We start from the raw sequence: 11,483 nt of genomic DNA on the forward strand, positions 1-11,483 counted from the left end.
CACCCTCACCGTTAGCCGATACATAAGCACATAATAAAAAGCCACCTGACGCAGACCGTCAGGTGGCTTTTTGATGCCTGTATTTTAACTATTTAACAAAGTTGCCCGTTTGGTAATCCCGAAACGTTTGGCGGAGCTCTTCTTGGGTGTTCATTACAAAGGGTCCATAACCTGCGACTGGTTCGCCGATAGGTTCGCCGCTCAATAGTAAAAGCTTGACTGGTGCTTGCTTGCCATTTTCGGTAGCAGGATAATGCAGCTCAATGCTATCAGTAGAAGGTTTTTGCTGAGCTTGCCCATCAGTGCGGTGCTGAGTTGGCGCATCAAATTGAATCAAATTACCGGCACTGACTGACGTACCATTGACCAGTAGCTCACCTTCTTGTACCAGCAGTAGCGTATTGTGGGTGTTGGGCACTTTTAGCGTCGTCGCGCCCGCAGTATGCAGTTCAATATCCCATAAGTTAATCGGAGTAAAGGTATTTGCCGCGCCTCTGATTTCTTGCCACGCACCAGCAATGATAGCCGCCTTACCAATAATCGTCGTTTGGTGGTTAGGGTTGCTGCTGTCGATTAACTCAACGATAGGCAGATCTGCCCGTTTGATGCTTTGATAGTTTGGGTCGGTCAGTTTGTGCGCACTTGGCAAATTAACCCACAATTGCACCATACTAAAGACGCCACCACGTTGACCGAAAGCCTCCGAATGAAACTCTTCGTGCATGATGCCACGACCTGCGGTCATCCATTGCACATCGCCTTTTTGAATAATCCCTTGCCCGCCTACTGAATCGGCATGACTGATTTCACCTTCGTAGGCGATAGTGACGGTTTCAAAGCCTTTGTGTGGATGCTGTCCGACTCCATGCGGCTGTGTTTTATAATTGGGGTTCGGATCAAAGGTTGTTGGTTTGCCATAATCAAATAACAAAAAAGGGTCGGTATGGCTATAATTAAAATGAGGATTATCGTCAAGATGGTTGATTAAGGTCTTTACATAAAAGCCGTCACCTACCCAGTGCGGCGCTTTATCACCATGAATATTTTTAATAGGACGCATTTATTACCTCGTCAGACAAAACGTATTTTTTAATAAAAAAGTTCTGTTAAGTTACGCTACATTTATAGCCACCTATATTGTGTTTATTTTAATAATTTATCAAGGACTAATGTAGATAAAAGGCAACTTAAGTAGAATAAAAATAGGGATATCTCATTAGAGCGTGGTGGGCATTTAGCCATGGCGCTGTTTATAAATGCTGTTTATAAGTGCTGTTTATAAGTTCTATCTGTAAGCACTGCCGATAAGCACTGTTTATGATTAAATGAGGTTAAACCACTTCACCGCAGACAAAGCCACTGGCCCATGCCCATTGGAAGTTATAGCCGCCAAGCCAACCAGTAACATCCAGCACTTCACCGATAAAGTATAAGCCCTCCTGCATGTTACTTTGCATGGTCTTTGAGGAGACTTCATCAGTTTTTACACCGCCGCGGGTCACCTCAGCGGTACGATAGCCTTCTGTACCAGAGGGTTTGAGCTGCCAGCCATTCAAAGTCGCGCCAAGCTCCGTCAGCCGCTCATCTTTAATATTGGCAAGTTCGGTGTCTTTGATATCGTCCCAAAGGTGCGTTTGTAGCGCGGCAAGCAGCTTTTTTGGTAGCTTATTACTGTCATCGCCACTATCGGTATAATCCGCGACGACCGTCCGAATCAGTTGCTTTGGGTGCGATTTTTTGTGCGCAAGGAGCAGCGCTGTCATGTCGATATTTGGCAGCAGGTTGATACTAATGGTCTCGCCAGTGTGCCAATAGCTTGATAGTTGTAGCATAGCAGGGCCTGAGAGCCCGCGATGGGTAAACAACATAGGCAATTTAAAAGAGATGCGCTCATTGCTAGCGATGACTGGCAAACTAATACCAGCCAAAGATCGAATAAGCTCACCCGTTTTATCCGTAAAGGTAAAAGGCACTAAGCTGGCATCGGTTGCAATCAGCGTGTGCCCAAATTGCTGCGCCAATTCATATCCTAAACCACTGGCTCCCATCGTTGGAATAGACAGTCCGCCAGTAGCGACCACGAGTGACTCACAGCGGTAGCCTATTTGCGGCAGTTTGGTTTGATTGGCGGATTCTTTTCTCTCTTGCTTTTCTTTTTTGCTAAGCTGCTTGCTGGACAGTAATTCAAATTTGGCGTTCTTGTCATTTTCGATAGCTTGTACACTGTCAATCTGCGCATTTAGCTTTACTTGTACGCCAGCTGCCGTACATTCCGCGAGGAGCATGGTCAAAATATCTTGCGCTGAATCATCACAAAATAGCTGACCGTGTTCGCGCTCATGGTAAGGGATGTTATGTGCTGCCACCATACCGATAAACTCCCAGCTGGGGTAACGACTAAGCGCGGATTTACAGAAATGCTGATTGGCACCGATAAAGTGCTCAGGCTCCACATAATAATTGGTAAAGTTGCAACGTCCGCCACCTGACATGAGGATTTTTTTGCCCGCTTTATTGGCATGGTCTAATACCAGTACGCGGCGACCACGGTGACCCGCTGTGAGCGCACAGTATAGCCCTGACGCGCCAGCGCCGATGATGATGACATCATAGTGGGTGTATTGTGATGCATTGCGGTGATTGCTCATGGTCGTCTCATAAAATAATAGGTTTAAAAACCAGCCACCAAATCCGTCATCGAATCAACAACAGAGTCGATTGCTTATTTTCATAGCAGCAGGTCAATAAGAGGGTTTGGTGAAGGGTGTATTTTGGCGTCGTATCTCGCGTGTAGCTATTGTCCATATTTCATACAAGGTTACAAGGATTAAATGTCATATCGTTATCTGATATCTGGACGGTGATGTCTTTATTTATACCAAAATCAAAACATGTTTTAAATTAATCAATAGCAATAGTAAAAGCGAGTAGATGCAAAACCACACCTCGTCAATAAATTTTATCATGGGTGATCAAGTATACCGCCGCTGTATAGGCATATTGTTATGAATGGCTGTTGATACCTTGCAACCGTTCTGCTTATTTGTCAAACTAACCGTGAGTGTCACACATTATGGAAGATGACCCTTATCACCTGTACAGGCAGTCGTTTTCGACCGTTATGCGTGCAGGTCATAATAATTAAAAAGGACAAATACGATGACTCAAAAATCATTCCCCATTGCGGCCGAATTTATCGCTGCTGCCAATACTACCGCTGAACAATACCGCGAAGACTACGAAAAATCTATCGAATCACCTCAGGCTAATGATGCTTTTTGGGCGAAGCGTGCCGAGCTGATCGATTGGATAAAAAAACCGACCAAAATCAGCGACGTTAACTATGATTTGGATGATTTTCGCATAAAATGGTTTGAGGACGGCGAGTTGAATATCTCTGTTAACTGTCTAGACCGACATGTCAAAAAAAATCCTTACAAGCCTGCCATTATTTGGGAGGGCGATCACCCTTCACTGCACAAAATCATCTCCTTTAAAGAGCTGCATCAAGCGGTCTGTCGCTTGGGTAATTCCATGCGTAAGCTTGGGGTCAAAAAAGGCGATCGCGTGACCTTGTATATGCCGATGATACCTGAAGCAATGATAGCGATGCTGGCATGTACCCGTATTGGCGCTGTGCATTCCGTGGTCTTTGGTGGCTTTTCTGCTGAGAGCTTGGGCAATCGCCTGATAGACAGTCGCTCAAAAATCATCATTACGGCTGATGAAGGCTTACGTGGTAATAAGCATACGCCGCTTAAAGCCAATGTCGATCGGGCACTAGATATGGATGGCACTGACAGCGTCACCAACGTCATTGTCGTTCATCGTACGGGTAATTCTGTACCGATGAGTGGTCGCCGCGATGTTTGGTATCATAACTTGGTCGATGGCGAGTCAGAACATTGCGAGCCAGAAGTCATGAATGCTGAAGACCCGCTATTTTTGTTGTATACCTCTGGCTCTACTGGCAAACCTAAAGGTGTGCTGCATACCACGGGCGGCTATATCACCTATGCTCTCTCTACTTTTCGAGATGTGTTCGATATTAAAGACGATGACGTCTACTGGTGTACTGCGGACGTAGGCTGGATCACAGGTCATACCTATGCAACCTATGCACCGCTTGCCAATGGTACGACGACGGTGATGTTCGAGGGCGTACCAGAATACCCCACATGGGCACGCATCGGTCATATTATCGATAAGCACGATGTGACCATTCTGTACACTGCACCGACGGCGATTCGAGCGATGATGAAGGAGGGCGATGTCTTTGTGCGGGAGTCTGATCGTTCAAGTTTGCGATTACTCGGAACAGTCGGCGAGCCGATCAATCCCGAAGCATGGGACTGGTATTATCATATCGTCGGCGGTGGCAAGTGTCCGATTGTAGATACTTGGTGGCAAACTGAGACAGGCGGCATCCTTATGGCACCGATACCAGGCACGGTCGCCCTCAAGCCGGGCGCAGCGATGAATCCTTTGTACGGTATCAAACCAGAGATTGTTGATAGTGACGGTACTATGCTAGAAGGCTCTGCTGAAGGAAACCTAGCAATTAACAGCAGTTGGCCGGGGCAAATGCGTACCATTTATAATGACCATGAGCGTTTTTTACAGACGTACTTTAGTGAGTATCCCGGTTATTATTTCACTGGTGATGGGGCGCAGCGTGACGAAGATGGACATTACTGGATCACGGGTCGCGTCGATGATGTGCTTAACGTCGCAGGGCATCGCCTGGGAACAGCAGAAATTGAGAGCGCCGTGGTCGCGCATCCTGCGACAGCGGAGGCCGCCATTGTCGGGATGCCGCACGAGATTCGCGGCATGGGCGTTTGTGCCTTTATCATTTTGAAATCGGGTGAAAAAGAGACAGAAGCGCTAAAGGCTGAGCTGAATCGACATGTTCGCGCTGAGATTGGTCCGATTGCCAATTTGGATGCTATTCATATCGTTGAAGCGTTACCCAAAACCCGCTCGGGCAAAATTATGCGCCGTATTTTACGTAACCTTGCGGCAGGGCAATATGTAGGTTTGGGTGATTTGTCTACTCTTGCGGATAGCTCGGTGATTAATCAGCTGGTTGAGGTAGTTAAAGCTGCGCGAGGAGAGTAGGCTAAAGTATCGATAATTAGATATTGCTAAAAGCACGTTCAGTAAATAGACGATTAGCGTTCAGAAAAGTCATGTTATGAAAACTAGCATGGCTTTTTTACGCAGACGATATTGATATCAACAAACTTTAAAGGTTCAATACTTTCTATAACCATCTTATCTAACGATAACCATACTGTCGAAAACATTCCTACTATTATCACTCCCTTTTTTATCCAACATTATATGAGGCCTGCTGTCATTATGACCAATCAATCTTTGCAAGCTGTCGCTACCCAATCACCAAAAATCGCTATCATTGGTGGTGGTTTGACAGGGCTGTTTACCGCTACATTATTAGAGCGCGCCTTTGCTCAAAACATAGCACAAGATAGTGCGCAAACACCCTTACCGCAAATTACTGTCTTTGAAAAGTCACGTAGCGTAGGGCGTTTAGCCACTCGATATCGTACTGATAGCCCCACTGGTAAAAACTGGCAATGGGCATTTGGGGCGCAGTTTTTTACGGCCAAGACGGCAAGTTTTAAGCAATTTATTACGTCTTGGTTAGAGACGGGATTGCTACAGCCATGGTGCGCCAACGTGGTTGAGCTCACGCCAGCGAATAATGATACTCAATCGCCTGATATTCACATCAAAGAGCAATGGAACACCACGCAAGCCCGCTATATCAGTACACCAAAAATGACCAGTTGGGGGCGTACACTGGCTGATGAGTTGCAGTACAGCACTATAAAATTTAAAACCCGCGTTGCGCCATTGGCTCAATATGATAATTCTCTAGCGGAAAAGGTTGATAAAAAAACTGAGCTATTTGACGAGACTGGTGTGAGTCTAGGGCACTTTGACTGGGTGATATGTACCGCGCCAAACGGTCAGACCATAGAGTTAATGGCAGAGAGCGGCTTTGCTGAGCAAGCCAAGATTTCTAAGCCAACAATGCTGGCGTGTTATACGCTGATGCTGGGCTGGGATAATTTTGATACATTACCAAAAATGTTAAGCGCTCAAGCAGCGCCACGCTGGGATGTGGCTTATCTCAATCACTTTATACTCGATAAAATATTTATCGAGCATCAAAAACCTGCTCGCGATGACCTGCTACCCAGTGTCACTATTCATGCGCGCAACGACTGGTCAGAGCAGCATGTCGATGACGATATGGAGACGATCAAAACGCAGTTATTAACAGCTGCCAAGCAGGCATTGAATTGGAACGATGACCATGCTCCTAGCCAAATAGATTGCCATCGTTGGCGCTATGCCGCCACTGTCACTGATAGTGATAAAAAAGCATTAGGCATCTTAATAGACGAGTCTCATCAATGGATTGTCAGTGGTGATTGGTGCGGACAAGGCAATATCGAAAGTTGCTATCAAATGGCGCAACAGACGGTTGAGGCAATCAACAAAGCAAAATGATGGCGAAAGTTTACTTAGCGACTGCGCTATCCGAAACTGGACTTTAAGGGTTTTTTCTTAATGTGAAAAGGTGATAACGATGTTTGGATTCGATATAGATTTAGAGCTGATGGGCTATCATTTTTTCCAGTTGGGCATCGCCTTTATATTGTCATTACCGATTGCCCTTAATCGTGAGATGAAAGACAACGGCGCGGGGTTAAGGACGTTTCCACTGGTAACCATTGCTTCATGCGCGTTTATGTTGGTTGGTATGGATATTTATGATGCTACTGGTGAAGCGAGAATCATGTATGCCATCATCACAGGTATGGGGTTTATCGGTGGTGGGGCGATTTTTAAAAATGAAAAAGGCTCAAAGGGCACTGCCACGGCAGCGAGCTTATGGAATACGGGCGCCATCGGTATTTCGGTGGCTTACGGTCGTTATGAGATTGCCATTATATTATCGGTCGTTGGCTTTTTGATTTTGCAATTCTCAGAGCCCTTTAAAGTTAAAAAACACTAAGCGATGGGTGCGATGAGTTAACGTGCATATACACTTAAATACTAAAGAGACTATAAATCAATACTATATAGTATCTCTATATCTATATGATATAGCAAGAAATCTATAAATTGTTGAAAATAAAGGATAGTTTATGAGTACCAGATTAAGAGGTAGTGTGCTGACTTGTGCCATGCTCGCACGAGGGGATAAGCAGGTTTTATGCGCGGTCAGTAATGAGAGCGACGAGCAGGCGATGGCTAGTATCGATAGCGCTGAATATGATTCGCTAAGGCACATTATTTCTTTTGAAAATGATAAATTCTCCTGTAAAGAAGGCGTTGAATGGCAATGCGCCATACCAGTAAAAAAAGTAGAACTTTTTTATGATGATATAAATCTATAGCCGCTTATAACTGAAAGTTTGTATATTAATTTGTAATACTTTAATTGAAAATAAAGCTGTCCAAATTGCTAATAAACAGTTATATTCGTATAACATAATATACAAAATAGTACGAAGTTAGAGGTGAATATAGTGCTTAGAGGAAGTGAGCTGACTCGTGTAATGCTTGAGCATGGCTGCCATGAGATATGGTGTGCGGTAGATGATAATAGTGATGAAGAAGCTATGTGTGATCAAGATTCGAACGATTTTACTGCCCAAATCGTGTCTTATCATAACAACAGATTCTATTGTACTGCTGGTACTGCGTGGCTATTCGCTGTGCCGATTAAAATAACGGCGATGACACTGAGTGATGTAAAGCTCTAAATACCTTTCTTTGTCTTATTAAGCCATCGCCGATTCATTATTTGTATTATAAAAACCCACCATAAGGTGGGTTTTTCCTTGTAAGCAATATGCCGCTTTTTAGATTATTGCTCAAACAATACAGATTTTGCAGATAGTCATACTTGTATATGACAAGAACCTTTAACTAAGCATGAATTACAGGCAAAAAAGAGCCCACAGAGGAGGAACTGTGGGCCGAGGAAAACTGATCGTGTAAAGGAACTACAGAGGCAGTGGTTGTGACTTATTGTTATTATGAGTTTTTCTATATTAACTAATATTAGGGTGGTGGTGCTTAATTCAATAACTGCATATATTTACTTACATATTTAAGTGTACAAGTGTTTTTATCAGAATCGCTATCATAGCGCAATTGACAGCGGTTTGGCTATTTTGGTTACATGACATTACGTTTAGAGCTTATGAGAGAGAAAATTAACGTCGTATTGCATCTCCAGTAGATGAGTCTTTTAGTCGTGTCATATCTAATATTGATAAATACGTATCAAAGTTTTGTAGTTATATATGAAAGATTGATTAATTTTAATAGTCATTCCACTATAAAAATATTACTGCGTTAACCTCGCTTGAAGTATTAAAGATACATCTACACTCGATTGCCTTGTACTACTTTTAAATTCAACCGACTATTTTTAAATTCAACTGACTATATCGATAACTGAATAGCTAAAGAGATGGCATGACGACTTGCGTGAAAAATGCTAAGCTATCTACCATTAATATGTCTATATAAAACTGGGTTTGCCATGACTGAGAATACGCATTTGCATACGCAGGAGCCGCAAAATACCAAGAGTATTTTTAACTTGCCTAATAACCTTACTATCGCGCGGATTTTAATGATTCCGCTATTTGTCGCGATTGCTTATTGGCCACCTGCTATGGGAATTGGCATGCCTGCCATATCAGACAATGTGATTGCGCGGGTCGGTATGAGCGAATTTAGTGATAGCTTGTTACGCCATTTACTTTTGACTAGCGTTTTTATTATTGCAGCGATTACTGATTGGCTTGATGGATATTTTGCCCGTAAGCTTAATGTTATGTCAGCCTTCGGTCGTTTTTTAGACCCTGTCGCTGATAAGTTAATGGTGGCGGCGGCGCTTATTATCTTGGTGCAATGGCATCCCAATATTATTATGGCAATCGCCGCGATTGTGATTATCTCGCGTGAAATTGCGGTGTCAGCGCTACGTGAATGGATGGCAGAGTTGGGCAAAAGTACCAGTGTGGCGGTGTCGTATGTCGGCAAGCTAAAAACGACGTTTCAAATGGTGGCTATTACGGTACTTTTATTAAACTGGGAGTCGCTCGAAACGATCGGTTATGTGCTGATGGTTGCTGCTGTTATTTTGACACTATGGTCGATGATGATTTATCTTAAAGCGGCTTGGCCTTACCTAAAGCGAAGCGGGTAAATATATAACGCAGATATGATCAACAAACAACATAGACAACAAAAAACGCCAGTCGCATTAGCCGCTGGCGTTTTTTATGGTCTGTTTGAAATACGGCTGATGTTGCCTATTTGTCTTAGACATTGTTTGTATGGTTGATATATACTCGAAATTATTAGGGTCTGTTGAACATTCAAATATTAGGGCTGCTGATTGCTAAAATTGCACCAAACTAGGCGCAAACCGACGATAATGTCGAGACCTTAGCTAGGCTTGCAACAACGTTTGGGGTAATTTTAGCATCAGCCTTTCAGGGCAATACTCTTTTTTGCCAATATATGGCGAAATTGTTTAACCTAGAATGACTAGGCATCAAAAATTTCACTGCATATTGTCTAAAAAATAATGACTGCCAGCACCACATTTGAATGTTCAACAGACCCTGAACAAAATACAAGAAAATTGATCCAGCTATCATGAAACGGCATTTAAATAAGGAAACAAGCATGACATTACATCAGACACAGTCGGGCGCTGCCGTATTATTGTTGGCACTATTAACGGGGTGTTCTTCTGGCTCAAACATGCAAGAAGAGTCCACCTCAACCATTCAGCGAGAAAAATCTATCCAAACAGACGCTACTGCAGAACGCTCCACTCAGGACGCGGCAGAATCGGAGCGTTTGGGCACAAAGTGGGGCGATGATGTCAACTCTGAAGTGACGACTGTTGATCTGCGCCGTACGAGTAGTGATCCGATCGAGCAGATACAGGTTCGTTATGCAGACAAAGCCTATGATGGACGTGCGGTAAATAGCATGTCGCTACTGGCGGGCAAGGTTGATTTTTCGATGGAAACAGATACGGGCGCGCTATCACTTTATCGAGACTCGGGCAATTATTACGTCCAAGGTCAAGCGGGTCAGGCCTATCGTTTGGTGTATCATAATAACAGCGACAACACTTATGAAATCGTCGCTAGTGTCGATGGAATCAATGTCCTCAATGGTAGCGCTGCCAGTCGCTATGACAGTGGATATGTGCTAAATCCACATGATAATTTGGTGATTGAAGGTTTCCGTAAGAGCCAAAGCTCAGTAGCTTCGTTTATATTTAGCAAGCCAGAGAGTGCTTATGCCGCTAATACCAGCTCAGGCTCTATCAATAATACAGGTGTAATAGGTACAGCAGTTTATGGCCTATATGATCCATCTAAGCCGAAGCCTCAACAGCCGCAAGCTTACCCTGCGGACAATGGTTATGCGAAACCACCACAGTAATGCCTATCAATAGATAATAGATAACGCATAAAGAAACGCCAGTCGCATTAGCCACTGGCGTTTTTAATTTTGCTATTTCTGGTTTAGTTTAGATAACTTATAACGTCACTGAGTTGTTTTCACCTAGGTTAGTTGCTTTCTTACCATCCATCACAGCAGCAGTAGTCATCTTAAACATATTGACGACCGAGCTACCACTGAGCCAATATTCAGCACCGTGTGGTACGACTTTAATCAGCTGTACATTTGGATCTTCTTTACCTTGCTCATAAAAAGCATTGTAGATCGGCGACCATAGCTCGTCTAATTTCTCTTGGTCTTCGACCAGTTCCGCTTTACCATTGATTGAGACATAATTTTTGGCATCTTGACTGACATAAGCCAAGTTTACTTGCGGGTCTTTCTCAATGTCACTCACGGTTTCGGTACTCTTGTCACCGATGAACCAAATCTCTTTTGCACCGATGCTCGTCTCGCTCGTTGTCATTGGGCAGGCATGCAGATGGCCTTCGTGGGTACGAGTTGTCATCATGGCAAACTTAATGTCTTTTACCAATTCTTGCACTTTATTGATGTGGTCTTGTCTACTCATAGTAAATTTCCCTTTCTTTATTTTGATTAAGTCGTAGTGATTAAATAGTTGATTGGTTATAGTAGTTTTTATTCAGGCTAAGCGTTTTTCAAATTAAGCGTTTTCCAAGTATCGAAAACCAGATGAATTGAGAAAAACGATCGTCGCCTTAACAACTGAAACTAGAATACCTAGTTGTGACCTTGTGTTTATATAGGTTGCCCGTAAGGCGATGTGAGGGTTTGTAAGGACTATAAGCTTTAGGTAAAAATTGCGACGACATCGCTGTTAAGTTTCTGTTGTGAAAGTAGCCTGTTTTAAAAGTAACAAGGGTTTCAACGATGGCGAAGATTCCACTATTATTGAATAGCAAGCATCAGCAATTTAT

The 11,483-nt window shown here is 43.5% G+C and carries 10 protein-coding genes; 7 read left to right on the forward strand and 3 right to left on the reverse strand.

The features are described 5' to 3' along the window. Positions 1–88 precede the first annotated feature (88 nt). Positions 89–1,060 carry a pirin family protein gene (locus JMW85_RS01910; RefSeq protein WP_201580786.1) on the reverse strand — a complete coding sequence of 324 codons (972 nt, stop codon included), beginning with the start codon at positions 1,058–1,060 and terminating at the stop codon, positions 89–91. Positions 1,061–1,331: 271 nt separating this feature from the next. Next, positions 1,332–2,648 carry a BaiN/RdsA family NAD(P)/FAD-dependent oxidoreductase gene (locus JMW85_RS01915; RefSeq protein WP_201580787.1) on the reverse strand — a complete coding sequence of 439 codons (1,317 nt, stop codon included), beginning with the start codon at positions 2,646–2,648 and terminating at the stop codon, positions 1,332–1,334. 511 nt (positions 2,649–3,159) lie between these two features. On the opposite strand from JMW85_RS01915, the gene acs reads away from it, so the two are divergent. The 7 genes from acs to JMW85_RS01950 all read left to right on the forward strand — a co-directional run bounded on the left by acs (position 3,160) and on the right by JMW85_RS01950 (position 10,524). Further along, complete coding sequence (acs, locus tag JMW85_RS01920; protein ID WP_201580788.1) at positions 3,160–5,121, forward strand: acetate--CoA ligase; 1,962 nt, start codon at positions 3,160–3,162, stop codon at positions 5,119–5,121. A gap of 243 nt (positions 5,122–5,364) precedes the next feature. Further along, complete coding sequence (locus JMW85_RS01925; RefSeq protein ID WP_201580789.1) at positions 5,365–6,543, forward strand: NAD(P)/FAD-dependent oxidoreductase; 1,179 nt, start codon at positions 5,365–5,367, stop codon at positions 6,541–6,543. Between the two features lie 79 nt (positions 6,544–6,622). Next, a complete protein-coding gene (locus JMW85_RS01930) occupies positions 6,623–7,051 on the forward strand; it encodes an MgtC/SapB family protein (protein WP_055123559.1) in 429 nt (142 codons plus the stop codon). Positions 7,052–7,184: 133 nt separating this feature from the next. Continuing rightward, entirely contained in the window at positions 7,185–7,436 is a 252-nt protein-coding gene (locus JMW85_RS01935) for a hypothetical protein (RefSeq protein ID WP_201580790.1), read from the forward strand. A gap of 132 nt (positions 7,437–7,568) precedes the next feature. After that, positions 7,569–7,805, forward strand: coding sequence for a hypothetical protein (locus tag JMW85_RS01940; protein WP_227675952.1), 237 nt, complete (start codon positions 7,569–7,571; stop codon positions 7,803–7,805). A 788-nt stretch (positions 7,806–8,593) separates the two neighbouring features. Continuing rightward, complete coding sequence (gene pgsA, locus JMW85_RS01945) at positions 8,594–9,265, forward strand: CDP-diacylglycerol--glycerol-3-phosphate 3-phosphatidyltransferase (RefSeq protein ID WP_201580791.1); 672 nt, start codon at positions 8,594–8,596, stop codon at positions 9,263–9,265. Positions 9,266–9,750: 485 nt separating this feature from the next. Beyond that, positions 9,751–10,524 carry a hypothetical protein gene (locus tag JMW85_RS01950; protein WP_201580792.1) on the forward strand — a complete coding sequence of 258 codons (774 nt, stop codon included), beginning with the start codon at positions 9,751–9,753 and terminating at the stop codon, positions 10,522–10,524. Positions 10,525–10,621: 97 nt separating this feature from the next. On the opposite strand, the gene JMW85_RS01955 is transcribed toward JMW85_RS01950, so the two are convergent. Next, a complete protein-coding gene (locus JMW85_RS01955) occupies positions 10,622–11,116 on the reverse strand; it encodes a pyridoxamine 5'-phosphate oxidase family protein (RefSeq protein WP_193009253.1) in 495 nt (164 codons plus the stop codon). Between the last annotated feature and the right edge of the window lie 367 nt (positions 11,117–11,483).

The sequence above is a fragment of the Psychrobacter glacincola genome (assembly GCF_904846075.1).
Taxonomy (GTDB): Bacteria; Pseudomonadota; Gammaproteobacteria; order Pseudomonadales; family Moraxellaceae; genus Psychrobacter; species Psychrobacter glacincola_C.

Coding starts and splice junctions, on each gene's coding strand:
- JMW85_RS01930 (WP_055123559.1), top strand. CDS start 6,623: ATGTTTGGATTCGATATAGATTTAGAGCTGATGGGCTATCATTTTTTC.
- JMW85_RS01910 (WP_201580786.1), bottom strand. CDS start 1,060: ATGCGTCCTATTAAAAATATTCATGGTGATAAAGCGCCGCACTGGGTA.
- JMW85_RS01955 (WP_193009253.1), bottom strand. CDS start 11,116: ATGAGTAGACAAGACCACATCAATAAAGTGCAAGAATTGGTAAAAGAC.
- JMW85_RS01950 (WP_201580792.1), top strand. CDS start 9,751: ATGACATTACATCAGACACAGTCGGGCGCTGCCGTATTATTGTTGGCA.
- acs (WP_201580788.1), top strand. CDS start 3,160: ATGACTCAAAAATCATTCCCCATTGCGGCCGAATTTATCGCTGCTGCC.
- JMW85_RS01925 (WP_201580789.1), top strand. CDS start 5,365: ATGACCAATCAATCTTTGCAAGCTGTCGCTACCCAATCACCAAAAATC.
- JMW85_RS01915 (WP_201580787.1), bottom strand. CDS start 2,648: ATGAGCAATCACCGCAATGCATCACAATACACCCACTATGATGTCATC.
- JMW85_RS01935 (WP_201580790.1), top strand. CDS start 7,185: ATGAGTACCAGATTAAGAGGTAGTGTGCTGACTTGTGCCATGCTCGCA.
- pgsA (WP_201580791.1), top strand. CDS start 8,594: ATGACTGAGAATACGCATTTGCATACGCAGGAGCCGCAAAATACCAAG.